Origin of the sequence: Pseudomonas pergaminensis (genome assembly GCF_024112395.2) — a bacterium.
Lineage (GTDB): Bacteria > Pseudomonadota > Gammaproteobacteria > Pseudomonadales > Pseudomonadaceae > Aquipseudomonas > Aquipseudomonas pergaminensis.
In genome coordinates, this window is sequence record NZ_CP078013.2 from 6,375,975 (window position 1) to 6,401,510 (window position 25,536).

Below are 25,536 nucleotides of genomic sequence, written 5' to 3' on the forward strand. Positions count from 1 at the left end.
AGACTGGCGCCCTTTCCTTGAGGAGCCTGCCATGAGCGAGCCGACCGATATCGACAACGACGAAGAAGAATTCGCCGAAACCACCCTGATCGAGGCGATCGAGAACCAGATCGAAAGCGAAAACCCACCGGCTGCTAAGGCCACTTTCAACAAGCTGACCCTGGTCGGTTACGAGCGTGAAGAGATCCTCCAACTGATGGCCCACGTGCTGGCTGTCGAGATCGATGCATTGCTGGAAGAAGACCGCGCTTTCAATACCGAATGGTATGAAACTGCACTGCGTGCCCTGCCGGAATTGCCTCCGGAAAAGCAGTAATCCCAGGGTGCAGCAACACGCTGGACAGTTCGGCAAAGTGCGTTCACCTTATGGCCTGCTAGCCTCTAATAAATTCTTAGAAAGTCTGGAGTCCTTATGTCGTATACCCCTGAGTTGGTTGCCGAACTGGAAATCCTTGTACTCTTCCCATTGGACAGCACTAAAGAAGGCCTGAAAGTCCATCAGACCGCCGCTCCTACTGCCATCGCTGCTGCTAAACGCCTCCACGCGAAAGGACTTATCGACCAACCGGACGGGGGCTACCTGACCAGCCTTGGCCGGGACGCCGCAGAGCAGGCCCAGACCCTGCTGACTATCTTGACCACTGCCACGACCAAAGAAGCCGCCTGATATCGGATACGCCCATGGAGTCCGCCTCTTGCGGATTCCGAGGGCGTTGCTGTGGAAGTGCGAAAATTCTGACGTCAAAATCCATTTCCCTCTAAACCTCCTACGCTACTGGCTGTAAACTCCTACACGGCCGCCCACGTCGGGCCCTGCGAGCCACCGAGTTCGACATGACCCGCACCCATGAAATCCGCCCCGACCTGGACGAAGGCATCGACCGCAAGGTGCTGGCCCAATTGCGCGCGCGTTTCATGGCCCTCAATGACGGCCGCATGGCCCGTGCCGTCGAGGGGCTGACGCCGCGCCAGCAAAGCGTGCTGAACCTGTTGCCGCTGTTCTTCCACGTCAACCACCCGCTGCTGCCCGGCTATGTGTCGGGCAGTACGCCAGCCGGCTTGTCGAATTTCGAACCCGATGCCCAGGCCCTGGCAGAAGCCCAGCGCCTGACCCGCTCTTTCTCCTACAAGCCGCGCCACGGCAACCCGCCGCGGCCTATCCACGGCCTGTACCTGATGGGCAGCCTCGGCACCCTGGCCCAGGCCGACCAGAGCGATATGGACGTGTGGGTCTGCCACGCCGCCGACCTGAGTGAGAGCGAACTGGCCGAACTGCGCAAAAAATGCCAGTTACTGGAAGCCTGGGCCCTGACCATGGGCGCCGAGGCGCACTTCTTCCTGATCGAACCGACACGCTTTGTGCTCGGTGAGCGCGACACGCAACTGAGTTCCGATGATTGCGGCACGACCCAGCATTACCTGCTGCTCGATGAGTTCTACCGCACCGCCATCTGGCTGGCCGGGCGCACGCCGATCTGGTGGCTGGTGCCGGTGTATGAAGAGACGCGCTATGCCGAGTTCACCCACACGCTGATTTCCAAGCGTTTTATCCGCGCCGATGAAACCCTGGACCTCGGCCACCTGGCGCGCATCCCGCCGGGCGAATTCATCGGCGCCGGGCTGTGGCAGCTATTCAAGGGCATCGAGTCGCCCTACAAATCCGTGCTCAAGCTGCTGCTGACCGAGGTCTACGCCAGCGAACACCCGAAGGTGCACTGCCTGAGCCTACGCTTCAAGCGTGCGGTATTCGCCAACCAAATGGACTTGGACGAACTCGACCCCTACATCGTGGTGTACCGCCGCATCGAGGAATACCTCAAGGCCCGCAACGAGCCCGAGCGCCTGGAGTTGGTGCGGCGCGCGCTGTACCTGAAGGTCAATCGCAAACTCAGCGCCGGGCAGCGCACCACCAGCTGGCAACGGCTGCTGCTGGAGCGCCTGGCCCATGAATGGGGCTGGGACCAGCGCCAATTGGCGCTGCTGGACAGCCGCAGCCAATGGAAGGTGCGCCAGGTAGCCTCCGAGCGCCGCGCGCTGGTCAGCGAGCTCAATTACAGTTATCGCTTCCTGACCCAGTTCGCCCGCACCGAACAGACCGTCAGCCTGATCAACAAGCGCGACCTCAATGTGCTGGGACGACGCCTATACGCCGCGTTCGAGCGCAAGGCCGGCAAAGTCGAGTTCATCAACCCCGGCATCGCCCCGGACCTGGCCGAAGACACCCTGACATTGGTGCAATCGCCCAACCGCAAGGAGCCCGGCCAGCACCACTGGGGCCTGTACAACGGCAACCTTACGGCCCTGGAATGGGAGCACTTCGCGCCGATCAAGCGCAGCCGCGACCTGCTCGAGATGCTCACCTGGTGCCACCGCAACGGCGTGATCGACAGCAGCACGCGCCTGGCCTTGCACCCCGGCACCAGCGACATGACCGAATTCGAGCTGTTCAACCTGCTGGGCAGCCTGCAACAGACCATCGCCCTGCCCCTGGCCAGCGTGGATGAAGAGCGCCTGCTGCGCTCAGCCGTGCCGGAGGAAGTGTTGTTGCTGATCAACGTCGGCGTCGACCCGCTCAAGCATCACCGCGACCTGAATATCCTGATGACCACCGAGCGCACCGACTCCCTGAGTTACGCCGGGGTGCGCGACAACCTGGTGCTGACCCTGGACCAGGTCACGCTCAATAGCTGGAACGAGGTGATGGTCAGCCGCTACGACGGCCCCCACGCGTTGCTCGACTGCCTGCGCGACTACCTCAACCAGTTACCACCCGACCATCTGCCCCGCCTGCGAGTGCGCTGCTTCTGTCACAACCGTGCGCAGTTCATTGCCCAGCGTGTGGAAGAAATCTTCGACACCGCTCAGAACCTGCTGTTGGGCCAAGGCAATCACCGCTATCTGCTCCAGGTGCAGCAGCATTACCACGTGATGGAACTGATGCCGGGCCAGGCCACCCATGTATCCCTGCCGACCCAGGATGCGCTGATCGCCTACCTCAGCGAGGAGCTGGCCAGCTACAGCCCACTGCACCTGGACGCCATGGCCTTGGAAGACCACGACCTGGCCCTGCTGCTGCCCATGGGCATGGCCGATTGCGTACAGGTGTTCTACCGGGTCAACGAAGGTTTTGCCGAGCTGTATGTGCTGGATGAATTCAATGCGCTCTGGCAACAGCGCCTGCCGTTTCATGATGAACAGAGCCTGTTGGCGCCCCTGCAGCGCTTCTTGCAGTCGATCATTTACCGCCGGGACGCGTTGTCCCCGCTGGACCCGCAACAGCCGCTGGGTGCAGTGCACGTCTTGTATTACCAGCTATTGCCGTCGGGCAGTGGACGCGCACGCGGCATCGAACCTCGGCCAGCGCCAACGAACCCGGCGAACAAGCCGTTTTACGATGTGCAGGCGATTATCGGCAAGGCAGCGCCAGGCCAAGTGGGAATTACCCTGTATTGCAATCAGCGAGAGTTTTCCGAACTGGAATTTGGCGACCAGCTGTTTGCAGTGGTCGCCCTGGAGATCGTCGGGCAACGCCGGGAAGCCGAACGTTACCGCTGCTACATCACGGACCTGGACCTGTCCGGCCTGCTCGGCGATGTGCAAAGCCCAAGCAACCTGTACCTGCGTTACAAGGCCGAACTTGAGCTGTCGCTCAACGAGGCGCTGAGCCAGATTTAAAGGGGAAAGGCTCCACCGTCTTTGGGTTGGCCTTCAACGCTGAGCAGCTCCAGCTTGAGCGTCTTGCCGCCCGGTGCTGGCCAGTCGATGTGCTGACCCACCTGCAGGCCGAGCAAGGCGCTGCCCACGGGCGCCAGGATCGAGATCTTGCCTTCGTCGGCGTTCGCGTCTTTCGGGTAGACCAGAGTCAGGTGGTAGTCCTTGCCGCTGCCTTGCTCACGGCAATGCACGCTGGAGTTCATGGTCACGACACCCGCAGGCACTTCATCGTGACCAACCACGTCTTCGGCGCGGTCGAGTTCGGCTTGCAACGCTTCGACGCCGGGAGATTCGTCGCCCAAGCGGTCGATCAGTTGCTCCAGACGCTGCACGTCAAGACGGGTGAGGATGATGGACGGTGCGGTGGTCATGATTCAGGCAGACTCCTTTTTTCTGCACAAAAAAGCAAAACCCCGCCAGGAAAAGGCGGGGTTCTCACGGGCCTCGATGAGTTGAGGCGTACCCGGACACTACCACAGCGTCACAAATAAACAAGACGGCCTCAGGCGTGGGCCCGGCGCTGCTCGGCCTCGGCGCAGATCACGCGGCGCCGGGCATCGTCGGCAGAGCGCCATTCACGGATATCTTCCACGTGACGGAAGCAGCCGAGGCAGACTTTCTGCTCGTCCAGGCGACACAAACTGATACAAGGTGAGGGCACCGCGGGGCTGACATTACTGAACAGCGGCTTCGGCGGGCGAACGGGTGCAGGCTGGGTCACGGTCAGATCTCGTCGAAATCCAGGTCGGCGCCGGTGTACTCGCTGACCAGGCGCGCGAGCATTTCACTCAGCAGCTCTTCACTCTTGTCGCACTGCCATTTGCCGCTTTCTTCGTCGTAGTCGAAGTGCACGCCACCGGAGCGCGCCGCCAGCCACAGTTGGCGCAGCGGTTCCTGGCGACTGAAGATCAGTTGCTGGCCGCTGTCGAACTTGACGGTCAGCACGCCGGCCGAGTTTTCCAGGTCCACGTCCAGGCCGCTGTCGTCGAAAATATCCTCCAGCGCCTGCTGGGTCGAATCCACCAGGTCGTGAAAACGGGCTTCGGTCAAACTCATTGTGGCAACCTCAAAAGTGTCTGGTTTTGCTCAAGCGCCGCACGATACGGGCGCGCCCCGCCGATTGCAAAGGATACCGATTTCAATACGATTGACGGTGTGAAATATCCTCAACCAGCGTAGTCCGCATCCTAACCGTCTCGGCAAACCCCCGCCGGACGGGTATTCCAGCGCATAGGCAAGCTGGCGGGTGGTCGGTATACTCGGGCGCAATTAATGCATATTCAAGGATTTCGCCATGAAGCGCCTGATCTCTTCCCTTGCTGCGCTCGTCGCGGTCGCTTGCCTCGTTAGTGCCTGTGGTCAGAAAGGCCCGCTGTACCTGCCCGATGACAGCAAAGACCCGAATGAACAGGCGCAGTCGTCGCAAAAACCATCCAAAGCGCATAAGCACGACACCTACGAATAAGGGTACTCCATGGACGCTTTTAACTACCGGGACGGCGAGCTGTTCGCGGAAGGCGTGGCGTTGTCCGCGATTGCCGAGCGCTTTGGCACGCCGACCTATGTGTATTCCCGTGCGCATATCGAAGCCCAGTACCGCTCGTTCACCGACGCGCTCGACGGCGTACCGCACCTGGTGTGCTACGCGGTCAAGGCCAACTCCAACCTGGGCGTCCTGAATGTCCTGGCACGCCTCGGCGCTGGTTTCGACATCGTTTCCCGTGGCGAGCTGGAGCGTGTACTGGCTGCCGGCGGCAAGGCTGAAAAGATCGTCTTCTCCGGCGTCGGCAAGACCCGCGAAGACATGCGCCGCGCCCTGGAAGTCGGCGTGCATTGCTTCAACATCGAATCCACCGACGAACTCGAGCGCCTGCAAGTCGTGGCCGCCGAGATGGGCGTTCGCGCGCCTATCTCCCTGCGCGTCAACCCGGACGTCGACGCCGGCACCCACCCGTACATTTCCACCGGTCTCAAAGAGAACAAGTTCGGCATCGCCATCGCCGACGCCGAAGACGTGTACATCCGCGCTGCCCAACTGCCAAACCTGGAAGTGCTGGGCGTCGACTGCCACATCGGCTCGCAACTGACCAGCCTGCCTCCGTTCCTGGACGCGCTCGACCGCCTGTTGGCACTGATCGATCGTCTCGGCGAATGCGGCATTTACCTGCACCACATCGACCTGGGTGGTGGCGTGGGCGTGCGCTATCGCGACGAAGAGCCGCCGCTGATTGCCGACTATATCCAAGCCGTGCGCGAGCGCATCGAAGGCCGTGACCTGACGCTGATGTTCGAGCCGGGCCGCTATATCGTCGCCAACGCGGGCGTGCTGCTGACCCAGGTCGAGTACCTCAAGCACACCGAGCACAAGGACTTCGCCATCGTCGACGCGGCGATGAACGACCTGATCCGCCCGGCGCTGTACCAGGCCTGGATGAATGTCACCGCCGTGACGCCTCGCGACAGCGAAGCCCGCGCCTACGACATCGTCGGCCCGATCTGCGAGACCGGCGACTTCCTGGCCAAGGATCGTCAGTTGGCCCTGGAAGAAGGCGATCTGCTGGCTGTGCATTCGGCCGGTGCCTACGGGTTTGTCATGAGTTCCAACTACAACACCCGCGGACGTACCGCCGAGGTGCTGGTGGACGGTGATCAAGCGTTTGAAGTGCGTCGCCGCGAGACGGTAGCCGAGTTGTATGCTGGCGAAAGCCTGCTGCCGGAGTAAGCCATGCTGCTGCGTTTTACCAAGATGCACGGGCTGGGCAATGATTTCATGGTCCTCGACCTGGTCAGCCAGCACGCGCATATCCTGCCCAAACACGCCAAACAGTGGGGCGATCGCCACACCGGCATTGGTTTCGACCAGTTGCTGATCGTCGAGGCGCCGAGCAACCCCGAGGTGGATTTCCGTTATCGGATCTTCAACTCCGACGGTTCCGAAGTGGAACAGTGCGGCAACGGTGCGCGCTGCTTCGCACGCTTTGTGCTGGACAAGCGCCTGACCGCCAAGCGGCAGATCCGTGTCGAGACCAAGAGCGGCGTGATCGACCTGGACATCCGCAGCGACGGCCAGATCAGCGTCAACATGGGCGCGCCACGCCTGGTGCCGGCGGATATTCCATTCCAGGCCACCGAGCAGGCCGTCAGCTATGCGTTGGACGTTGACGGCAAGACCGTCGACATTGCTGCCGTGTCCATGGGCAACCCCCACGCGGTGCTGCGGGTCAACGACATCAACAACGCGCCCGTGCATGAATTGGGGCCGAAGATCGAACACCACCCGCGCTTTCCGGCTCGGGTCAACGTGGGCTTCCTGCAGGTGATCGACCGTTCCCGCGCGCAATTGCGTGTGTGGGAACGCGGCGCCGGCGAAACCCAGGCCTGCGGTACCGGTGCATGCGCCGCTGCCGTGGCCGCGATCAGCCAGGGGTGGATGGATTCGCCGCTGCTGATCGACCTGCCCGGTGGACGCTTGTCCATCGAGTGGGCAGGCCCTGGCCACCCGGTGATGATGACCGGGCCGGCCTCGCGCGTATACGAAGGACAGGTCCGTCTATGAGTGAGTCAAGCCAATGACCGATAAGCCTCAAGTACCCGCACAAGCAACCCCGAGCGACAGCCTGGAGGCCGCTACCGTCGCGGCGTACCTTGAGGCTAATCCGGACTTCTTCGTCGAACACGAAGAGTTGCTACCGGCACTGCGCATCCCCCATCAACGCGGGGATACCGTGTCGCTGGTGGAGCGGCAGATGAAGATCCTGCGTGAGCGCAATATCGAAATGCGCCACAAGCTCTCGCACCTGATGGACGTCGCCCGCGACAACGACCGCCTGTTCGAGAAAACCCGCCGCCTGATCCTGACGCTGATGGACGCCACCAGCCTGGAAGAAACGGTGATCGCCGTCGAAGACAGCCTGCGCCAGGACTTCCAGGTGCCGTTCGTGAGCCTGATCCTGTTCAGCGACAACCCGATGCCGGTGGGTCGCTGGGTCAGCGGCAGCGACGCACAAACCGCCATCGGCGGCCTGTTGTCCGAAGGCAAGACCATCAGCGGCACCTTGCGTGAGCATGAGTTGGACTTTCTGTTTGGCGCCGAGCAACGCAAACAGATCGGCTCCACCGCCGTGGTCGCCCTCAGCCATCAAGGCCTGCACGGCGTGTTGGCCATCGCCAGCCGTGATCCTCAGCACTACAAGAGCTCCGTGGGCACCTTGTTCCTGACCTACATCGCCGAAGTGCTGGGCCGCGTCTTGCCGCGCTTCACCACCGCCCTGCGCGCGGTGCGCTAGCCATGGAACGGCAACTGGACGCTTACTGCGCTCACCTGCGCAACGAGCGCCAGGTGTCGCCCCACACCCTGGAAGCCTATCGACGGGACCTGAACAAGGTCCTGGCGTACTGCGAAAAACAACAGATCAGCAGCTGGAAGGCCCTGGATATCCAGAGCCTGCGCAGCCTGATCGCGCGCCTGCACCAGGCCGGCCAATCCTCGCGCAGCCTGTCGCGCCTGCTCTCGGCGGTGCGTGGGCTCTATCACTACCTGAACCGCGAAGGCCTGTGCGACCACGACCCGGCCAACGGCCTGTCGCCGCCCAAGGGTGAGCGGCGCCTGCCCAAGACCCTGGACACCGATCGCGCCTTGCAATTGCTGGATGGCGCCGTCGAGGACGACTTCCTGGCTCATCGCGACCAAGCGATCCTGGAGCTGTTCTACTCATCGGGTTTGCGCTTGTCAGAACTGACCGGCCTGAACCTGGAGCACCTGGACCTGGCGGACGGCTTGGTGCAGGTGCTCGGCAAGGGCAGCAAGACCCGCGTCCTGCCGGTAGGCCGCAAAGCCCGGGACGCCCTGCAGTTGTGGCTGCCGCTGCGCCTGCTGACCAATCCGGCGGATGACGCCGTGTTTGTCAGCCAGCAAGGCCGGCGCCTGGGGCCGCGCGCGATCCAGTTGCGGGTCAAGGCCGCCGGCGAGCGCGAGCTGGGGCAGAACCTGCACCCACACATGCTGCGACACTCCTTTGCCAGCCACATGCTGGAGTCGTCGCAGGACCTGCGCGCGGTTCAAGAGCTGCTCGGCCACTCCGACATCAAGACCACACAGATCTACACCCACCTGGATTTCCAACACCTGGCAACGGTCTACGACAGCGCCCATCCACGGGCCAAACGCATCAAGGGCGGCGACTCATGAGTATCAAGCTGATCACCTTCGACCTGGACGACACACTCTGGGACAACGTACCCGTCATCATCAGCGCCGAAGCGTCGATGCGCGAATGGCTGGCCACCCATGCGACCAAGGTCGGCGACCTGCCCCTCGAGCACTTCGCCAGCCTGCGCCAGCAGGTGCTGCAACGTCATCCCGAGCTCAAACACCGTATCAGCATCCTGCGCCACCGGGTGTTGATGCATGCGTTTGAAGAGGCGGGTTATCCGCAGCCCGAAGCCACGGAAATGGCGGATGTGTGCTTTGAAGCGTTCATCCATGCGCGCCACCAGCTCACGGTGTTCCCGGAAGCCGAGCCGATGCTGCAAGCCCTGCGCCAGCACTTTTTGCTGGGGGTGATCACCAATGGCAATGCCGACGTGCAGCGCGTGGGCCTGGCGGATTACTTTCATTTTGCCTTGCGCGCCGAAGATATCGGCATTGCCAAGCCGGATGCGCGTTTGTTTCAGGAGGCGTTGCAGCGTGGTGGGGTGGATGCCAATGCCGCGGTGCATGTTGGCGATCACCCAGGGGATGACATTGCTGGGGCGCAGCAGGCGGGGCTTCGAGCGGTGTGGTTTAACCCGACGGGCAAGGCGTGGGATGCGGATAAGCGTCCGGATGCCGAGATTCGTAACCTGGCGGAGCTGCCAGAATTGCTCCGCAGCTGGAACTGACACCGAACCCAATGTGGGAGCTGGCTTGCCTGCGATAGCGGTCTATCAGGCACATTTTTACTGGCTGACACTGCGCCATCGCGGGCAAGCTCGCTCCCACAGGGTATTGCGCCAGGCATGAAAAAGCCCGCAGCGACGGCGGGCTTTTCCTACAAGCGGATGACTGACCTTAGATAGGTCGGCTGCCGTACTTGTTGTCTGGCTTCTTCGGTGGGTCTGCCACCACGTTAGCCTCGACTTCCTGCACTTTGCCGCCTTTAGCGAGGAATTCTTCCATCGCACGGGCCAGGGCATCACGCTCTTTGTTCTTGGCTTCAACGCTCGGCAATTCGTCTACCGACACCGCTGCCTTGGCTTTGCCTTTGGCAGCCGGGACAGGTGCATCATCGCCACCGTCGTCGTCAGCAACGTCTTCCGCCGCCGCTTCAAGACCTTCTTCGGTGTCGTCTTCGTCACCTACTTCGAGTTCGTCGTTTTCCAGATCATCGTCGCTCATGTTCTACCTCATGACTTGCGAAAAGCAGATTAGTTATAGCCCAGCTTCACCCTCTGTCGATGGCTGCTGGAAAAAAATCAACATCCACTGGATAACCAGTGGCTTATGCCCCATCACCGTGCAAGGTGGCGAGGACTTTACGAGCACCGCCATGATCACGGTGCTCGCCCAGATAAACACCTTGCCAGGTCCCCATCGCCAAGCGGCCGGCCTTCACCGGCAAACTCAGCTGGCAGCCCAGGAGACTGGCCTTGAAGTGCGCCGGCAAGTCATCCGGACCTTCGTCGTTGTGTTCAAACCCTGCAAGGCCTTGGGGCACCAGCGAGTTGAAATAACGCTCGAAGTCACGGCGAACCGCCGGGTCGGCATTCTCGTTGACGGTCAACGAGGCCGAGGTGTGCTGCAGCCACAGATGCAACAAGCCCACGCGACAGGCCTTCAATTCAGGCAAGCCGGCCAGCAACTCATCGGTTACCAGGTGAAAGCCCCGGGGCTTGGCCCGCAGGGTAATCAGGGTCTGTTGCCACATACAGTTCTCCGCCCATCGGCGCGCATTCTAGCGCGCTCTGGGAAAAAACAAAGTGCCGAATACGCCCACATGCCTGTAAGACATTGGCACGCAGAAAAGTGCCGTGTGCATCCCATCACAAACACTGGATAAAAACCGGTACAGCTCGTTATGACTGACAAACAACAGACAAAAAAATGCCCGGCAAGCCGGGCATCTTTTTTTCACACTATTACAAGTTGTAGCCGCGTTCGTTGTGTTGCGCCAGGTCGAGGCCGACAGCCTCTTCCTCTTCGGTAACCCGCAGGCCCATGACCATGTCCAGCACCTTGAGGATGATGTAGGTCACGATTGCGGTGTAGATCACTGTGAAGCCAACACCTTTGGCCTGGATCCAGACCTGTGCCGCCACATCAGTCACGGTGCCGAAACCGCCCAGTGCAGGGGCTGCGAACACACCGGTGAGGATCGCACCGACGATACCGCCGATACCGTGCACGCCGAATGCGTCCAGGGAGTCGTCATAGCCCAGCTTGCGCTTGAGGCTGGTGGCGCAGAAGAAGCAGATCACACCGGCCACCAGGCCGATCACCAGGGCGCCCATCGGGCCAACGGTGCCAGCGGCTGGGGTGATGGCAACCAGGCCCGCCACCACACCCGAGGCAATGCCCAGTGCGCTTGGCTTACCGTGGGTGATCCACTCGGCGAACATCCAGCCCAGCGCCGCAGCAGCGGTAGCGATCTGGGTGACCAGCATCGCCATGCCGGCAGTGCCATTGGCCGCAGCAGCGGAACCGGCGTTGAAACCGAACCAGCCCACCCACAGCATGGCCGCGCCGATCAGGGTGTAACCCAGGTTATGCGGTGCCATCGGCGTGGTCGGGAAGCCTTTGCGCTTGCCGAGCACGATGCACGCCACCAGGCCAGCCACACCGGCGTTGATGTGCACCACGGTGCCGCCCGCGAAGTCCAGCACGCCCCAGTCCCACAGCAGGCCACCGTTACCACTCCAGACCATGTGCGCGATTGGCGCATAGACGAGGGTGAACCAGATAGCCATGAAGATCAGCATCGCGGAGAACTTCATACGCTCAGCGAACGCACCGACGATCAGCGCCGGGGTGATGATGGCGAAGGTCATCTGGAAGGTGATGAACACCGCTTCCGGGAACAACGCTGCAGGCCCGGTGATGCTGGCCGGGGTAACGCCCGCCAGGAACGCCTTGCCCATGCCGCCGAAGAAGGAGTTGAAGTTGACGACGCCCTGTTCCATACCGGTGGTATCGAACGCGATGCTGTAGCCGTAGATGACCCACAACACGCTGATCAGGCCAGTGATGGCGAAGCACTGCATCATCACCGAAAGAATGTTTTTGGAGCGCACCATGCCGCCGTAGAACAGCGCCAGGCCTGGGATGGTCATGAACAGCACCAGCGCGGTGGATGTGAGCATCCACGCGGTGTCGCCGGAATTGAGGACTGGAGCAGCCACTTCGTCTGCCGCCATGGCCAGGCTTGGCATTACGATGGACAACAGGGCTCCGAGCCCTGCGAATTTACGCAGAGTCATATTGTTTTCTCCTGGGGCGTTGGGGTTTGGCGGCTTAGATAGCGTCGGTATCGGTTTCGCCGGTACGGATGCGAATAGCCTGTTCCAGATTGACCACGAAGATCTTGCCGTCACCGATCTTGCCGGTGTTGGCTGCCTTGGTTATCGCCTCGATAACCCGGTCAAGATCCTTGTCGTCAATGGCGACATCAATCTTCACCTTTGGCAGGAAATCGACCACGTATTCCGCGCCGCGATACAGCTCGGTGTGACCCTTCTGCCGACCGAAGCCTTTGACCTCAGTAACGGTAATGCCCTGCACGCCGATCTCGGACAACGACTCGCGTACATCGTCCAACTTGAACGGCTTGATGATGGCAGTGACTAGCTTCATGAAAACTCTCTCCCGAATTGGTGGACTTGCCCCAGGAAAACAAACCCGTCTCAAGTCTAAGCGCAGTGCCTGGCTTTGTAACGCGTCGTCGCAAGAGCAGATGCCGTTGCGACGCCAGCGAACCACTGGTGACGAAACCTGTACCCCTGATCCGTCGGCGCACTGCATTCGTCACAGCGACTGCATCAGTGCATGGGTCATGATCGTCTAAGCAGAAACCTTGCCAGCTCCGTAAAAATCACTGAAATCAGTCCTTTGCCCACTTATGCCCACCTACTGGGCTTTTCGGCGGTGCCAATGCGCACAAAAACAGTGCGCCGCCGCCCGCCCCCCTGCGCGAAAACCGTGCGCCAAGGACGTCAAAAAAGACTATAGACGCTGCGTGATACACTGCCGGCCAACAGTTTTCCGGAATATTTCCCATGCTCGCGCCCAAAGACCTCCTCGACGCCCTGAGCGGCCACGCCTCTCGCCTGTTCAGCGGCGACACCCCCCTGCCCCGCAATGAAATCGAAAGCCAATTCAAGGCATTGCTGCAAAGCGGTTTCAGCAAACTCGACCTGGTGAGCCGGGAAGAATTCGACAGCCAGATGGTCGTGCTGGCCCGCACACGTGCACGCCTGGAAAGCCTGGAAGCAAAAGTCGCTGAGCTCGAAGCGCGGTTGAATCCACCGAGCGAATAACCGATATCAAGCGCTCTATGTGGGCCCTGCCGGCCCTCGACCGGCGCCTGCTGAAAATACAATTCAGCTTTTTGCTGGTGGTGCTTGGTGGCCGCTGCAACCAATTGGCCGTGGCCTGGTGGGCCTTGCAGCAAACCGGTTCAGCCCTCGCCTTCGCCAACATGATCGCCTGCTCCATCGCAGCGGAGGTACTGGCCCGCCCCCTGCTGGGGTGGCTGGGCGATAAGTACAACAAGATCCTGATCCTCAAACTCGCCTCTCTTACCAGCCTGCTGACCGCGCTGTTGATGGTGGTGCTCTCTGCCACGCAACTGTTCAACCCCTGGACCGTCGGCGCCCTGATGCTGGTCAACAGTGCCGTCGCGGGCGTCCGCGACCCGCTGCAATCCTCGATTATTCCGTTGTTTGCGCGCGACGATCAGGTCTCACTGGCCGTGCGCACCAAAAGCATGCTCTCGTCCATTTCCAACCTGCTTGGGCCAATCATGGCCAGCGCGTTGATTTTCAGTTTCGGCACCACGCTGGCGTTTACCGTCGACTTCTTTGCGATGCTTGGCGCGGCAGCCTTGATTGCATCGATCCCACGCCACCTCGGTGCCAGCCCCCCGGATGAACAAGCCCCGACTGCCAACGGCTGGCGCATGATTTACTCGGGCTTCAAGGCGGTCTATGGCGTGAAGGTCGAGTTCTACCTGGCCCTGGTGGCGATGCTCGTCAACTTTGCGCTATTTCCATTCTTTACGATCCTGTTGCCGCTCTACGTCAAGACCGTTATCCACTACCCGGTCACCTACCTCGGCCTGTTGGATACTTGCTTTGGCCTGGGCATCCTGCTGGGCAGCTACAGGATCACCGGCTGGCTGACCGAGCGAATGCCCCGTGACTTCTGTGTCGCGCTGGGCTTTGCACTGTTGGGGGGCAACCTGTGGCTGGCCGGCACACTTTCATCAGTGGTCGTCGTGCCGCTGGCATTTTTCTGCGGTGGGGTGGGCCTGATGCTGATCAATATCCCGACCTCTGCCGTCAGGTTGCTGGCGACCCCCAAGTCGCATCGCAATCGGATCTTTGCCACCGTGTCGTTCCTGTCCGCTGCAGCCAGCCCGCTGGGTAGTTTTGCCATGAACGGCTTGATTGCTCATCTCGGCGTTGCACTGACCATCACGTCGCTGGGGGTGATGGTGCTGGGATTGTCACTGCTGGTGTTCCTGATCCCGGATTTTCGCACCTTCATGCGCGCCCCCGACACGCAGCTCAACGATGCCTACCTGGATAAATATCCCGACGCCTTTGCACGTTGATACGTCCTGTAAAAGTCTGATCCGCCGCCCCGGCAATCCCTCGACTACCTTTGAAAAACCGCAGGAAGCGGCCTCTATTTTTCAAGGAATGTGCATGTCCCTCGCCATCGTCCACAGCCGCGCCCAGATCGGCGTCGAAGCGCCTGCCGTCACTGTCGAAGTGCACATGGCCAATGGTTTGCCGTCCCTGACGCTGGTGGGTTTGCCGGAAACGGCGGTCAAGGAGAGCAAGGACCGCGTGCGCAGCGCCATCCTCAACTCCGCGCTGCAATACCCCGCCCGTCGCATCACCCTCAACCTCGCGCCTGCCGACCTGCCCAAGGACGGCGGGCGCTTTGACTTGGCGATTGCCCTGGGGATTCTCGCGGCCAGCGTGCAGGTACCGGCGTTGATGCTCGACGATGTGGAGTGCCTCGGGGAGTTGGCGCTCTCAGGTGAAGTGCGCGCGGTGAAAGGCGTATTGCCAGCGGCACTGGCGGCACGCAAAGCCGGGCGCACCGTGATAGTGCCGCGGGCGAATGCGGAGGAAGCGTGCCTGGCGTCAGGGTTGAAGGTCATTGCGGTGGATCACTTGCTGCAAGTGGTGGCGCACCTGAATGGGCACCAGCCTATCGAGCCTTATAAATCCGATGGCTTGCTGTATCTGAATAAGCCATACCCGGACCTGAGTGAAGTCCAGGGCCAACTGTCGGCCAAGCGCGCGCTGCTGATAGCAGCAGCGGGCGCACACAATGTGCTGTTCAGCGGGCCCCCAGGAACGGGCAAGACGCTGCTCGCAAGTCGCCTACCGGGTTTGCTGCCGCCGTTGAGCGAGCAGGAAGCCTTGGAAGTCGCAGCAATTCAGTCGGTCGTCAGCCTGGCACCACTGAGCCATTGGCCGCACCGGCCATTCCGCCAGCCACATCACTCGGCATCAGGCCCGGCATTGGTGGGCGGCGGGTCGAAACCGCAGCCAGGGGAAATTACCCTGGCTCATCACGGTGTGCTGTTCCTGGATGAATTGCCGGAGTTTGATCGCAAGGTGCTGGAGGTACTGCGTGAACCCCTGGAGTCAGGGCATATCGTGATTTCCCGCGCCCGTGACCGGGTGAGATTCCCGGCACGCTTTCAACTGGTGGCCGCGATGAACCCCTGCCCTTGCGGCTATCTGGGCGAACCCAGCGGGCGCTGTCGTTGTACGCCGGAGCAGATCCAGCGGTATCGCAACAAGCTGTCCGGACCGCTGATGGACCGGATCGACCTGCACTTGACCGTCGCTCGGGAAACCACCGCGCTGAACCCCACCCAACAGGCTGGCGATAACACTGCAAAGGCTTCGGCCGAGGTTGCCGAGGCCCGGGAGCGCCAGTTACAGCGCCAGGGTTGTGCGAATGCTTTCCTGGATCTGCCTGGGCTTCGCCAGCACTGCACGCTGGCGAAGGTCGATGAAGGCTGGCTGGAGACTGCCTGCGAGCGGCTGACACTGTCGCTGCGCGCGGCCCACCGGCTGCTCAAGGTGGCGCGCACCCTGGCAGATCTGGAGCAAACGGACGCTATCGCTCGCCATCATCTGCAAGAGGCCCTGCAATATCGCCCGGCAGCAATCACCTGACAGCCCAACATTGCAGGAGCCGGCTTGCCGGCGCCTACAAAGGGGGTCAGCGGAAGCGATCCACCTCATGGCGCAAACCTGCCGCCAGGGTTTCCAGCTCCTTGGCGGTAATCGCCAGGTTCGACACCACTTCACGCTGCTCGCTGTTGGCCAGCGCAATGCTCTGCAGGTTGCTGCTGAGCAGCGTAGCGGTGCTGCTCTGCTCCTGAGTGGCGGTGGTGATCGCGGCGAACTGCTGGCCAGCCGAGCGGCTTTGCTCGTCGATACGCGCCAGGGCCGAGGCCACGTCGGCGTTGCGCGACAGCCCTTCCTGCATCAACACATTGCCGTGTTCCATGGTGCTGATCGCGTTGCCGGTTTCCTGCTGGATGCTCTGGATCATCCCGGAGATTTCGTCAGTGGCCTGGCGGGTGCGCGACGCCAGGTTGCGCACTTCGTCGGCGACCACGGCAAACCCGCGGCCTTGCTCACCCGCCCGTGCGGCTTCAATGGCGGCGTTGAGCGCCAGCAGGTTGGTCTGTTCGGCGATAGAAGTGATCACGCCGACGATCCCGCCGATCTCCTGGGAGCGCTGGCCGAGGGTGTTGATCACCGTGGCCGTGCTGTTCAACGCAGCGGCGATGTGCTCCAGCGACGAAGACGCCTCTTGCATCGAGGTACGACCGATACGGGTTTGCTGCGCGTTTTCCTGGGCCAGGCGCTCGGTGTTGCCCATGTTGTCGGCGATGTTCAGCGAGGTGGCGCTGAATTCTTCCACCGCGCCGGCCATGCTGGTGATCTCGCCGGACTGCTGCTCCATGCCTTCATAGGCGCCACCGGACAAACCGGACAACGCCTGGGCACGGCTGTTGACCTCTTCGGCCGCCTTGCGGATATGCGAGACCATGGTCGACAGCGCTTCACCCATCTGGTTGAAACTGCGCGCCAGCTGGCCGATTTCGTCATGGCTGGATACGTTGAGACGTGCGCTCAAATCACCGGCGCCCAGGGCCTCGGCCTGACGCACCAGGTCACTCAGGGGCTGCAACTTGCTGCGCAGCAGCCACACCGCCGCGCCGACCGCGAACAGCATCGCCAGCACACTGCCAATCACCAGGCGGATCCCCACAGCCCAGGTGACTTCGCGGATTTCCGCCTTCGGCATGCTCGCCACTACCGACCACGGTCCGCCTTCGAATGGCACCGCGACGCTGTAGAAGTCTTCGTTCTTGTCACTCCAGAAGCGGCCCTCACCCGGTTTTTTCGCCAGGTCGAGCACCACCGGAATCGACTGGTCCAGTGCTTGTACACCGGCCGGCGGTACCAGCCAGCGTTTCTGTTCATCCAGTAAGGCCAGGGAACCGGTGGAGCCGATACGGAAGCGCTTGAGGTTTTCGAACTGGGCGTTCTGCGCATCGGTGTAATCGAAGCCGACAAACAGCACCGCAATCACCTTGCCGGCCGCATCGCGCACCGGGGTGTATTGGGTCATGTAGGAACGTTCGAACAGCACCGCACGGCCAACGTAGCTCTGCCCGGCAAGCAGGCGCTGATACGCCGGATGCTGATGGTCCAGGGCGGTACCAATGGCACGACTGCCATCCTGCTTGGTCAGCGACGTACTGATGCGGATGAAGTCTTCGCCGCTGCGCACAAATACCGTGGCCACGCCGCCGGAGGTGTCCTTGAACTCATCGACCTCATCGAAATCGTTGTTCAGCAGGTCGCTACCCAGGAACAGGCTCGGGGTCTGCACACCGGCCACGGTAATGGGCTGGTCCCCACGCACACTCAAGCCCGCGCCGAATCGCTTTTCAAACAGCCCGCTCAGCCGCTGGGTACTTTCGCGCAACGTGCTGTGGAAGGTATTGAGTTGGTCGGCGAGCAAGCGCGCCTCGCTGGCCAGGTGTTCCTCACGGGTGGCGAGGTTGGCGGAGTCGAGGGAACGCAAGGCAAACACGGTACTGCCGCTGATGACGACAGCCAGTATCACGGCGAGTGCGAGGCCTAGCTGTGAGGCTATCCGGGCGCGAGGTTGAGACATGAAGGCTCCTGGCCGAGGCCAGGATCATCCTGATCTCATAGCGCTGCTCGGCAAATTATCTGGTGGGAAACGTTGGTGCGCGATGGTTCCAACACACCTACTTCGGCGGGCAGAGCCAATACTTGAGCGAATCACAGGGGTATCACGCAAACGATTGCACGAACGGTCTTGCACCACTCAATCGAATCGCTCGACCACAGGCAATTCCATGGCCTTGACTTCAGCCTGGAGAAACTCCGCCAAGCGCCGCAAACGCTCGCCGCCGGGGCGGGTTTTCGGCCACACCAGGTAATAATTTTCACCACTGGCGACGGCAGTGGGCCATGGCAGGCTCAACCGTCCCTGGGCCACGTCTTCGGCCACCATCAGTAAGTCGCCCATCGACACGCCATAGCCCCGCGCGGCGGCGATCATGCCCAGTTCGAGGGTATCGAACACCTGCCCGCCCTTGAGCGAGACCTGGGATGACAACCCCATGCGCTCCAGCCAATTGCGCCAATCGCGACGGTCGGGCGTTGGGTGCAACAGCTCGGCAGTGGCCAAGCGTGCGGCGTCCCAGGGACCATCCGCCAACAGGTTGGGTGCGCCAACCGGAATCAGCAATTCCGGGAACAGGTAACTGGCCTCCCAGTCCGCCGGAAAATGTCCGTAGCTCAGCAGCACTGCACAGTCGAACGGCTCCTGGTTGAAATCCACCTCGTCCACGCTCATCCAGGCGCTGGTCAACTGCACTTCATTGCCAGGCTGTAGCGCCCGGAAGCGACTGAGTCGCGCCAGCAGCCAACGCATGGTCAGGGTCGACGGTGCCTTCATGCGCAGGATGTCGTCCTCGGCGTTCAGCGTATGGCAGGCCCGCTCCAGTGCGGCGAAACCTTCGCGCACGCCAGGCAACAGCAAGCGCGCGGCTTCAGTGAGCTGCAGAGTACGGCCACTGCGTTGGAACAGTCGACAGGCGAAATGCTCTTCCAGTGTGCGGATATGTCGGCTCACCGCACTCTGCGTAATGGACAGCTCCTCCGCCGCACGCGTGAAGGAGTTGTGCCGGGAAGCCGCCTCAAACGCACGGAGGGCATACAGCGGAGGTAGGCGACGTGGCATCTGGAAAACTCCTACAGGCAATACCCTAAGCTACCAGATTCATTACGCATGAGTTTTAGTCATGCGAACGATCGCATTTATCCCTTTGTGCAATGGGTTGGGAGCGCCGAGAATCAACCCTTCCCCAACCCTCCGACATTTCGAGTGTGATGATCATGCAGCATCCGGCACGTACCGAACTCTGGGCCATTCTGCGGCTGTCGGGGCCGTTGATTGCCTCACAGTTGGCACACATGCTGATGGTGCTGACCGACACCCTGATGATGGCCCGCCTGAGCCCCGAAGCTCTGGCCGGTGGCGGCCTGGGCGCAGCGAGTTATTCGTTCGTGTCGATTTTTTGCATCGGCGTGATTGCCGCCGTGGGTACTCTCGTGGCCATTCGTCACGGCGCGGGCGATATCGAAGGCGCTACCCGCCTGACCCAGGCCGGGCTGTGGCTGGCATGGCTGATGGCGTTGGCTGCGGGCCTGCTGCTGTGGAACCTCAAGCCACTGCTGTTGATGTTTGGCCAGACCGAGACCAACGTGCACTCGGCGGGGCAATTCCTGACGATCCTGCCGTTCGCCTTGCCGGGCTTCCTGAGCTTCATGGCCTTGCGCGGCTTCACCAGCGCGATTGGCAAGGCCCAGCCGGTGATGGTGATCAGCCTCGGTGGTGCGGTGGCCAACTACCTGCTCAACCACGCGTTGATCGAAGGCATGTTCGGCCTGCCTAAACTGGGCCTGATGGGCATTGGGCTGGTCACCGCCATCGTCGCCAACGGCATGGCATTGACGTTGATGTGGTACATCCACCGCAACCGTACCTATGCGGCCTACCCGCTGAGCAGCGGCCTGCTGCGCCTCAATACGCAGTACCTGCGCGAGTTGTGGCGCCTGGGCCTGCCAATCGGCGGCACCTACGCAGTGGAAGTCGGGCTGTTTGCCTTTGCGGCGCTGTGCATGGGCACCATGGGCAGCACGCAGTTGGCAGCGCATCAGGTCGCGCTGCAGATCGTCTCGGTGGCGTTCATGGTGCCTGCGGGGATGTCCTACGCGGTGACCATGCGCATCGGCCAGCATTACGGCGCCGGGCAGTTACTGCAGGCGCGCCTGGCCGGGCGCGTGGGCATAGGCTTTGGCGCGGCGGTAATGCTGGGATTTGCCGTAATACTGTGGCTGTTTTCCGACCCGCTGATCGGGCTGCTCATCGACCATAACGACCCGGCGTTCCACGACGTGATCGTCCTGGCCGTAAGCCTGCTGGCCGTAGCGGCGTGGTTTGAGTTGTTCGACGGTGTGCAAACCATCGCCATGGGTTGCATTCGTGGGCTCAAAGACGCCAAGACCACCTTCCTGATCGGGGCGGGCTGCTATTGGTTGATTGGGGCACCGTCGGCCTGGTTGATGGCCTTCACCCTCGGCTGGGGGCCAACCGGTGTGTGGTGGGGGTTGGCGCTGGGCCTGGCGTGCGCGGCGGTGAGCTTGACCTGGGCGTTCGAGGCGAAGATGAAGCGGATGATTCGGCGAGAGCCCGAAGTTCGCGCTGAATTCCAGGCAATGCAACCTGACTAGGGATTGTACAAGGTCAATGTGGGAGCGGGCTTGCTCGCGAATGCTGAGTGTCAGTCACCACATTTATTGACTGATCTACCGCATTCGCGAGCAAGCCCGCTCCCACAGTTGATTGGGTTTGCAGCTCAACCCAGCAGCGCCTGCTGGCTTTTCCCGAAAGTCAGGTACTCTACCAACTCCGGCAATGGCAGCGGCTTGCTGATCAGGTAACCCTGGGCCTGGTCGCAGCCAAACAACCTCAACAACGCCAACTGCTCCGGCGTTTCCACGCCTTCGGCGACCACTTCCAGATTGAGGTTGTGCGCCAGGTTGATCATGGCGTGCACCAGCTTGCGGTTCTCTTCGCGCTCTTCCATACCACCGACAAAGCTCTTGTCGATTTTCAGCAAGGCAATTGGCAGGCTGTTGAGGTGCACGAAGGATGAGAAGCCCGTGCCGAAATCATCCAGGGAGAACCGTACGCCCAGGCGGCCGAGGGCGTCCATGGTCTGTTTGACCAGGTCACTGCGGCGCATCACGGCGGTTTCGGTCAGTTCGAACTCCAGCCATTGCGCCTCCACGCCACGCTCGGCAATCAGCCGGCTGAGGGTCGAGAGCAACTGGCTGTCCTGGAACTGGCGGAACGACAGGTTGACCGCCATGTGCAGCGGCGGCAGGCCGCGTTCGCGCAGGTCTTGCATGTCACGCAGGGCCCGGGAGATCACCCAGTAGCCCAACGGCACGATCAGGCCGCTTTGCTCGGCCAGGGGCACGAATTCACTCGGCGGTAACAGGCCTCGCTCGCCATGGCGCCAGCGCACCAGGGCCTCCAGGCCGACGATATGCCCGTCGTCCAGGTCCAGGCGCGGCTGGTAGTGCAGCTCCAGTTCATCACGCCGCAAAGCGCGGCGCAGTTCGCTTTCCAGGTCGGCCAGGCTGCGCGCGTTGCGATTGATACGTTCGTTGAAGATATGGAAGGTGCAGCCCTGGGTGCTCTTGGCCTGCTGCATGGCGATATGCGCGTGCCACATCAGCGGGTCGGCACCGGCGCGGGCACGGGCATGCGCCACGCCCAGGCTGCAACCGATCAGCAGGCTTTCGCCATCCACCCAATAAGGTTCGGCCATGACTTCGGTGATACGCTCGGCCATCCATTCGGCACGCTGGGGCGCGCGGCGGGTGTCGATGAGCAGGGCGAATTCGTCGCTGCCCAGGCGCGCCAGTTGGTCCCCAACCTCGAGCTGGCTCTTGAGCCGCGAGACCACTTGCAGGATCAACCGGTCGCCGGCCTGGTGGCCGAGGGCGTCGTTGGCGTGGCGGAAGTTATCAAGGTCCAGGTGCCCGAGGGCCAGGCCACGGCCTTCGTTCTCGGCCAGGCGCGCGGTCAACAGGGTCTGGAAGCCCTGGCGGTTGGCGATACCGGTGAGCGGGTCTTGTTCGGCCAGGCGTTGCAGGGTGTTTTCCAGCACGCCACGCTCGCGGACGTGGCGCAGGCAGCGGCGCACTGTATCGGCATCCAATACATCACGCACCAGCCAATCGCTGACACCCAGCGGCGAAACCAGCGGTTCCTGCTCCAGCAGCAAGACGCACGGCAGGCTGCATCGCCCAGGGCCGGGTTGCAGGCTGGGCGTGGTGAGCAGCACGGCACTTTGGTCGTCATCGAACAGACGGCTCACGGAATCCCAGTTTGGCGCGCTGATCAGCACAGCCCCATCGCCCATCGGCGCCAGGCACTCGCGCAATAACGCTGCCCACGCGGGCTCATCGGCCAGCAGCAGCAAACGCAAGGGTTCGACAGGCGTAGACAAGCTAGCTCCCTAGACTCTGCAAAAAATCGTGGCGGCGGGCATTATGACGTGCGGCCTGAGAATCACCAATGATAGGGGTTATCAAACACGCGAACTGTAAACAATAGTCTCAAACAACCCCGACATCCTGCGGCAAAGTATCAAAACCGGCAAATTTAGATCGAGTGGTACGTCACACTGTCGTTCTGACAGGGCAGAATCCTGCCAGCCTGTTAAAATGCCCGCCCTTTTGAATAACGACTCCCTGAATTCCGTATGTCCCGACTCAATCCCCGGCAGCAAGAAGCCGTGAACTACGTCGGCGGCCCTCTATTGGTGCTCGCCGGTGCAGGCTCCGGCAAGACCAGCGTGATTACCCGCAAGATCGCGCACCTGATCCAGCAGTGCGGCATCCGCGCCCAATACATTGTCGCCATGACGTTTACCAACAAGGCGGCGCGGGAAATGAAAGAGCGCGTCGGCACCCTGCTCAAGGGTGGCGAAGGCCGTGGCCTCACCGTGTGCACCTTCCACAACCTGGGGCTGAACATCATCCGCAAGGAGCATGCGCGGTTAGGCTACAAGCCGGGCTTCTCGATCTTTGACGAGACCGACGTGAAGTCGCTGATGACCGACATCATGCAAAAGGAATACGCAGGCGACGACGGCGTGGATGAGATCAAGAACATGATCGGCGCCTGGAAAAACGACCTGATCCTGCCCGCCCAGGCCCTGGAAAACGCACGCAACCCCAAGGAACAGACCGCCGCCATCGTCTACACCCACTACCAGCGCACGCTCAAGGCGTTCAACGCGGTGGACTTCGACGACCTGATCCTGCTGCCGGTGAAATTGTTCGAGGAACACGCCGACATCCTCGAAAAATGGCAGAACAAGGTGCGCTACCTGCTGGTGGACGAATACCAGGACACCAACGCCAGCCAATACCTGCTGGTGAAGATGCTGATCGGCAAGCGCAACCAGTTCACCGTAGTAGGCGACGACGACCAATCGATCTACGCCTGGCGCGGCGCCCGCCCGGAAAACCTGATGCTGCTCAAGGACGACTACCCGTCCCTGAAAGTAGTGATGCTGGAGCAGAACTACCGCTCCACCAGCCGCATCCTGCGCTGCGCGAACGTGCTGATCTCGAACAACCCCCACGAGTTTGAAAAACAGCTGTGGAGCGAGATGGGCCATGGCGATGAAATCCGTGTGATCCGCTGCCGCAACGAAGACGCCGAAGCCGAGCGCGTGGCCGTGGAAATCCTCAGCCTGCACTTGCGCACCGACCGGCCCTACAGCGACTTCGCGATCCTGTACCGCGGCAACTACCAGGCCAAGCTGATCGAGCTGAAGTTGCAGCACCACCAGGTGCCGTATCGCCTCTCGGGCGGCAACAGCTTTTTCGGACGCCAGGAAGTCAAGGACCTGATGGCCTACTTCCGGCTGATCGTGAACCCGGACGACGACAACGCCTTCCTGCGCGTGATCAACGTGCCGCGCCGCGAAATCGGCTCGACCACCCTGGAAAAGCTCGGCAACTACGCCACTGAACGCAAGATCTCGATGTACGCCGCCACCGACGAAATCGGCCTGGGCGAACATTTGGATTCGCGCTTCACCGATCGCCTGTCGCGCTTCAAGCGCTTCATGGACAAGGTGCGCGAGCAGTGCGCCGGCGAAGACCCGATCAGTGCGCTGCGCAGCATGGTCATGGACATCGACTACGAAAACTGGCTGCGCACCAACAGTTCCAGCGACAAGGCCGCGGATTACCGCATGAGCAACGTCTGGTTCCTGATCGAAGCGCTGAAGAACACCCTGGAAAAAGACGAAGACGGCGAAATGACCGTCGAAGACGCCATCGGCAAGCTGGTGCTGCGCGACATGCTCGAGCGCCAGCAGGAAGAGGAAGACGGCGCCGAAGGCGTGCAGATGATGACCTTGCATGCGTCCAAGGGTCTGGAATTCCCCTACGTGTTCATCATGGGCATGGAAGAGGAAATCCTCCCGCACCGCTCCAGCATTGAAGCCGACACTATCGAAGAAGAACGCCGCCTGGCCTACGTGGGCATTACCCGCGCGCGTCAGACCCTGGCCTTCACCTTTGCCGCCAAGCGCAAGCAATACGGCGAAATCATCGATTGTGCCCCCAGCCGGTTCCTGGATGAACTGCCGCCGGATGACCTGGCCTGGGAAGGCAATGACGACACCCCGACCGAGGTGAAGGCCGTTCGCGGCAACACCGCCTTGGCGGATATACGCGCGATGTTAAAGCGCTAGAATCGACTACTTTTTAATCTACTTTCGGCGCGCACCGCGCCATTAGAGGAAGCTTTCCGTGGAAGCACTGCACAAGAAAATTCGCGAAGAAGGCATCGTGCTTTCCGATCAGGTACTCAAGGTCGACGCCTTTCTGAACCACCAGATCGACCCGGCACTGATGAAACTGATCGGCGACGAATTCGCCGCACTGTTCAAGGACTCGGGCATCACCAAGATCGTCACCATCGAAGCCTCGGGCATCGCCCCGGCGATCATGACCGGCCTGAACCTGGGCGTACCGGTGATCTTTGCACGCAAGCAGCAATCCCTGACCCTCACGGAAAACCTGCTGTCGGCGACGGTGTATTCCTTCACCAAGAAGGTCGAAAGCACCGTGGCGATTTCCCCTCGCCACCTGACCAGCAGCGACCGCGTGCTGGTCATTGATGACTTCCTGGCCAATGGCAAGGCGTCCCAGGCGCTGATCTCGATCATCAAGCAGGCCGGCGCGACCGTTGCCGGTTTGGGGATCGTGATCGAGAAGTCGTTCCAGGGCGGCCGTGCGGAGTTGGACGCGCAGGGATACCGAGTGGAATCCCTGGCACGGGTGAAATCGTTGGAAGGCGGCGTAGTGACCTTCATCGAATAATCACGCCTGGCGGTATTTTTGTAGTGAGCGAGCTTGCCTCGCGCGGGGCAAGTCCGCTCACCA

Annotated in this window: 25 protein-coding genes; 15 read left to right on the forward strand and 10 right to left on the reverse strand. The window is 61.4% G+C overall.

Annotation, left to right across the window (positions count from 1 at the left end; translation table 11 throughout):
- Window positions 1-31: 31 nt before the first annotated feature.
- The 3 genes from KUA23_RS29155 (at window position 32) to KUA23_RS29165 (ending at window position 3,675) form a co-directional block, all read left to right on the forward strand.
- Entirely contained in the window at window positions 32-316 is a 285-nt protein-coding gene (locus tag KUA23_RS29155) for a hypothetical protein (protein ID WP_010207441.1), read from the forward strand.
- A gap of 96 nt (window positions 317-412) precedes the next feature.
- Window positions 413-667 carry a TIGR02647 family protein gene (locus KUA23_RS29160; RefSeq protein ID WP_010207442.1) on the forward strand — a complete coding sequence of 85 codons (255 nt, stop codon included), beginning with the start codon at window positions 413-415 and terminating at the stop codon, window positions 665-667.
- 167 nt (window positions 668-834) lie between these two features.
- Window positions 835-3,675, forward strand: coding sequence for a class I adenylate cyclase (locus KUA23_RS29165; protein ID WP_252993223.1), 2,841 nt, complete (start codon window positions 835-837; stop codon window positions 3,673-3,675).
- On the opposite strand, the gene rnk is transcribed toward KUA23_RS29165, so the two are convergent.
- The 3 genes from rnk to cyaY all read right to left on the reverse strand — a co-directional run bounded on the left by rnk (window position 3,672) and on the right by cyaY (window position 4,770).
- Entirely contained in the window at window positions 3,672-4,085 is a 414-nt protein-coding gene (rnk, locus tag KUA23_RS29170; RefSeq protein WP_010207444.1) for a nucleoside diphosphate kinase regulator, read from the reverse strand. The two genes, KUA23_RS29165 and rnk, sit on opposite strands and share 4 nt — an antisense overlap.
- Window positions 4,086-4,216: 131 nt before the next feature.
- Window positions 4,217-4,435 (reverse strand): DUF1289 domain-containing protein, encoded by a 219-nt coding sequence (locus KUA23_RS29175; protein WP_015886498.1) that lies wholly within the window; start codon window positions 4,433-4,435, stop codon window positions 4,217-4,219.
- A gap of 2 nt (window positions 4,436-4,437) precedes the next feature.
- Window positions 4,438-4,770, reverse strand: a complete 333-nt coding sequence (cyaY, locus tag KUA23_RS29180) for an iron donor protein CyaY (RefSeq protein WP_033897501.1) — start codon at window positions 4,768-4,770, stop codon at window positions 4,438-4,440.
- A gap of 238 nt (window positions 4,771-5,008) precedes the next feature.
- Here cyaY and lptM point away from each other — a divergent pair, with 238 nt between their 5' ends.
- Genes lptM through KUA23_RS29210 form a run of 6 tightly spaced genes read left to right on the forward strand, consistent with a single transcriptional unit; the run spans window position 5,009 to window position 9,594 of the window.
- Window positions 5,009-5,179, forward strand: a complete 171-nt coding sequence (lptM, locus tag KUA23_RS29185; RefSeq protein WP_010207449.1) for an LPS translocon maturation chaperone LptM — start codon at window positions 5,009-5,011, stop codon at window positions 5,177-5,179.
- Between the two features lie 9 nt (window positions 5,180-5,188).
- Window positions 5,189-6,436 carry a diaminopimelate decarboxylase gene (gene lysA, locus KUA23_RS29190; RefSeq protein ID WP_099493200.1) on the forward strand — a complete coding sequence of 416 codons (1,248 nt, stop codon included), beginning with the start codon at window positions 5,189-5,191 and terminating at the stop codon, window positions 6,434-6,436.
- A gap of 3 nt (window positions 6,437-6,439) precedes the next feature.
- A complete protein-coding gene (dapF, locus tag KUA23_RS29195; RefSeq protein ID WP_099493201.1) occupies window positions 6,440-7,270 on the forward strand; it encodes a diaminopimelate epimerase in 831 nt (276 codons plus the stop codon).
- Between the two features lie 13 nt (window positions 7,271-7,283).
- Window positions 7,284-8,000 (forward strand): DUF484 family protein, encoded by a 717-nt coding sequence (locus tag KUA23_RS29200; RefSeq protein ID WP_099493202.1) that lies wholly within the window; start codon window positions 7,284-7,286, stop codon window positions 7,998-8,000.
- Window positions 8,001-8,002: 2 nt separating this feature from the next.
- On the forward strand, window positions 8,003-8,902 hold the full coding sequence (xerC, locus tag KUA23_RS29205) for a tyrosine recombinase XerC (protein WP_078050689.1): 900 nt from the start codon (window positions 8,003-8,005) through the stop codon (window positions 8,900-8,902).
- Complete coding sequence (locus tag KUA23_RS29210; protein WP_099493203.1) at window positions 8,899-9,594, forward strand: HAD family hydrolase; 696 nt, start codon at window positions 8,899-8,901, stop codon at window positions 9,592-9,594. The genes xerC and KUA23_RS29210 overlap by 4 nt, the downstream gene beginning before the upstream one ends.
- Before the next feature lie 169 nt (window positions 9,595-9,763).
- On the opposite strand, the gene sutA is transcribed toward KUA23_RS29210, so the two are convergent.
- The 4 genes from sutA to glnK form a co-directional block, all read right to left on the reverse strand.
- Window positions 9,764-10,090: a transcriptional regulator SutA gene (gene sutA, locus KUA23_RS29215; RefSeq protein ID WP_015886504.1), complete on the reverse strand. Its 327-nt coding sequence runs from the start codon at window positions 10,088-10,090 to the stop codon at window positions 9,764-9,766.
- A 103-nt stretch (window positions 10,091-10,193) separates the two neighbouring features.
- Window positions 10,194-10,619: a secondary thiamine-phosphate synthase enzyme YjbQ gene (locus tag KUA23_RS29220; protein ID WP_010567185.1), complete on the reverse strand. Its 426-nt coding sequence runs from the start codon at window positions 10,617-10,619 to the stop codon at window positions 10,194-10,196.
- A 211-nt stretch (window positions 10,620-10,830) separates the two neighbouring features.
- Complete coding sequence (locus tag KUA23_RS29225) at window positions 10,831-12,168, reverse strand: ammonium transporter (RefSeq protein ID WP_078050692.1); 1,338 nt, start codon at window positions 12,166-12,168, stop codon at window positions 10,831-10,833.
- Between the two features lie 34 nt (window positions 12,169-12,202).
- On the reverse strand, window positions 12,203-12,541 hold the full coding sequence (gene glnK, locus KUA23_RS29230; protein WP_002555808.1) for a P-II family nitrogen regulator: 339 nt from the start codon (window positions 12,539-12,541) through the stop codon (window positions 12,203-12,205).
- A 422-nt stretch (window positions 12,542-12,963) separates the two neighbouring features.
- Here glnK and KUA23_RS29235 point away from each other — a divergent pair, with 422 nt between their 5' ends.
- From KUA23_RS29235 to KUA23_RS29245, 3 genes are all read left to right on the forward strand, one after another.
- Window positions 12,964-13,224 carry an accessory factor UbiK family protein gene (locus KUA23_RS29235; protein ID WP_078050693.1) on the forward strand — a complete coding sequence of 87 codons (261 nt, stop codon included), beginning with the start codon at window positions 12,964-12,966 and terminating at the stop codon, window positions 13,222-13,224.
- Window positions 13,225-13,241: 17 nt separating this feature from the next.
- Window positions 13,242-14,522 (forward strand): MFS transporter, encoded by a 1,281-nt coding sequence (locus KUA23_RS29240; RefSeq protein WP_252993224.1) that lies wholly within the window; start codon window positions 13,242-13,244, stop codon window positions 14,520-14,522.
- A 94-nt stretch (window positions 14,523-14,616) separates the two neighbouring features.
- A complete protein-coding gene (locus KUA23_RS29245) occupies window positions 14,617-16,113 on the forward strand; it encodes a YifB family Mg chelatase-like AAA ATPase (protein ID WP_100491890.1) in 1,497 nt (498 codons plus the stop codon).
- 46 nt (window positions 16,114-16,159) lie between these two features.
- On the opposite strand, the gene KUA23_RS29250 is transcribed toward KUA23_RS29245, so the two are convergent.
- Together KUA23_RS29250 and KUA23_RS29255 are read right to left on the reverse strand one after the other, a co-directional pair.
- Window positions 16,160-18,136: a methyl-accepting chemotaxis protein gene (locus KUA23_RS29250; protein WP_099493206.1), complete on the reverse strand. Its 1,977-nt coding sequence runs from the start codon at window positions 18,134-18,136 to the stop codon at window positions 16,160-16,162.
- Window positions 18,137-18,313: 177 nt separating this feature from the next.
- Window positions 18,314-19,234, reverse strand: coding sequence for a LysR substrate-binding domain-containing protein (locus KUA23_RS29255; RefSeq protein ID WP_078050717.1), 921 nt, complete (start codon window positions 19,232-19,234; stop codon window positions 18,314-18,316).
- A 149-nt stretch (window positions 19,235-19,383) separates the two neighbouring features.
- On the opposite strand from KUA23_RS29255, the gene KUA23_RS29260 reads away from it, so the two are divergent.
- A complete protein-coding gene (locus KUA23_RS29260; protein ID WP_100491889.1) occupies window positions 19,384-20,787 on the forward strand; it encodes a NorM family multidrug efflux MATE transporter in 1,404 nt (467 codons plus the stop codon).
- 125 nt (window positions 20,788-20,912) lie between these two features.
- Here KUA23_RS29260 and KUA23_RS29265 read toward each other — a convergent pair whose 3' ends face one another.
- Window positions 20,913-22,577, reverse strand: a complete 1,665-nt coding sequence (locus KUA23_RS29265) for a putative bifunctional diguanylate cyclase/phosphodiesterase (RefSeq protein WP_078050719.1) — start codon at window positions 22,575-22,577, stop codon at window positions 20,913-20,915.
- 255 nt (window positions 22,578-22,832) lie between these two features.
- On the opposite strand from KUA23_RS29265, the gene rep reads away from it, so the two are divergent.
- Together rep and KUA23_RS29275 are read left to right on the forward strand one after the other, a co-directional pair.
- The gene (rep, locus tag KUA23_RS29270; protein ID WP_099493208.1) at window positions 22,833-24,842 is read left to right on the forward strand and encodes a DNA helicase Rep; all 2,010 of its coding nucleotides are present in this window, start codon (window positions 22,833-22,835) and stop codon (window positions 24,840-24,842) included.
- Between the two features lie 58 nt (window positions 24,843-24,900).
- Window positions 24,901-25,473 (forward strand): xanthine phosphoribosyltransferase, encoded by a 573-nt coding sequence (locus tag KUA23_RS29275; protein WP_025856334.1) that lies wholly within the window; start codon window positions 24,901-24,903, stop codon window positions 25,471-25,473.
- Window positions 25,474-25,536: the final 63 nt, after the last annotated feature.

What these genes read in the sequence shown, in the direction of transcription:
- KUA23_RS29155 (WP_010207441.1), top strand. Translation starts at nt 32, where the DNA reads ATGAGCGAGCCGACCGATATCGACAACGACGAAGAAGAATTCGCCGAA.
- KUA23_RS29160 (WP_010207442.1), top strand. Translation starts at nt 413, where the DNA reads ATGTCGTATACCCCTGAGTTGGTTGCCGAACTGGAAATCCTTGTACTC.
- KUA23_RS29165 (WP_252993223.1), top strand. Translation starts at nt 835, where the DNA reads ATGACCCGCACCCATGAAATCCGCCCCGACCTGGACGAAGGCATCGAC.
- rnk (WP_010207444.1), bottom strand. Translation starts at nt 4,085, where the DNA reads ATGACCACCGCACCGTCCATCATCCTCACCCGTCTTGACGTGCAGCGT.
- cyaY (WP_033897501.1), bottom strand. Translation starts at nt 4,770, where the DNA reads ATGAGTTTGACCGAAGCCCGTTTTCACGACCTGGTGGATTCGACCCAG.
- lptM (WP_010207449.1), top strand. Translation starts at nt 5,009, where the DNA reads ATGAAGCGCCTGATCTCTTCCCTTGCTGCGCTCGTCGCGGTCGCTTGC.
- lysA (WP_099493200.1), top strand. Translation starts at nt 5,189, where the DNA reads ATGGACGCTTTTAACTACCGGGACGGCGAGCTGTTCGCGGAAGGCGTG.
- dapF (WP_099493201.1), top strand. Translation starts at nt 6,440, where the DNA reads ATGCTGCTGCGTTTTACCAAGATGCACGGGCTGGGCAATGATTTCATG.
- KUA23_RS29200 (WP_099493202.1), top strand. Translation starts at nt 7,284, where the DNA reads ATGACCGATAAGCCTCAAGTACCCGCACAAGCAACCCCGAGCGACAGC.
- xerC (WP_078050689.1), top strand. Translation starts at nt 8,003, where the DNA reads ATGGAACGGCAACTGGACGCTTACTGCGCTCACCTGCGCAACGAGCGC.
- KUA23_RS29210 (WP_099493203.1), top strand. Translation starts at nt 8,899, where the DNA reads ATGAGTATCAAGCTGATCACCTTCGACCTGGACGACACACTCTGGGAC.
- sutA (WP_015886504.1), bottom strand. Translation starts at nt 10,090, where the DNA reads ATGAGCGACGATGATCTGGAAAACGACGAACTCGAAGTAGGTGACGAA.
- KUA23_RS29220 (WP_010567185.1), bottom strand. Translation starts at nt 10,619, where the DNA reads ATGTGGCAACAGACCCTGATTACCCTGCGGGCCAAGCCCCGGGGCTTT.
- KUA23_RS29225 (WP_078050692.1), bottom strand. Translation starts at nt 12,168, where the DNA reads ATGACTCTGCGTAAATTCGCAGGGCTCGGAGCCCTGTTGTCCATCGTA.
- glnK (WP_002555808.1), bottom strand. Translation starts at nt 12,541, where the DNA reads ATGAAGCTAGTCACTGCCATCATCAAGCCGTTCAAGTTGGACGATGTA.
- KUA23_RS29235 (WP_078050693.1), top strand. Translation starts at nt 12,964, where the DNA reads ATGCTCGCGCCCAAAGACCTCCTCGACGCCCTGAGCGGCCACGCCTCT.
- KUA23_RS29240 (WP_252993224.1), top strand. Translation starts at nt 13,242, where the DNA reads ATGTGGGCCCTGCCGGCCCTCGACCGGCGCCTGCTGAAAATACAATTC.
- KUA23_RS29245 (WP_100491890.1), top strand. Translation starts at nt 14,617, where the DNA reads ATGTCCCTCGCCATCGTCCACAGCCGCGCCCAGATCGGCGTCGAAGCG.
- KUA23_RS29250 (WP_099493206.1), bottom strand. Translation starts at nt 18,136, where the DNA reads ATGTCTCAACCTCGCGCCCGGATAGCCTCACAGCTAGGCCTCGCACTC.
- KUA23_RS29255 (WP_078050717.1), bottom strand. Translation starts at nt 19,234, where the DNA reads ATGCCACGTCGCCTACCTCCGCTGTATGCCCTCCGTGCGTTTGAGGCG.
- KUA23_RS29260 (WP_100491889.1), top strand. Translation starts at nt 19,384, where the DNA reads ATGATCATGCAGCATCCGGCACGTACCGAACTCTGGGCCATTCTGCGG.
- rep (WP_099493208.1), top strand. Translation starts at nt 22,833, where the DNA reads ATGTCCCGACTCAATCCCCGGCAGCAAGAAGCCGTGAACTACGTCGGC.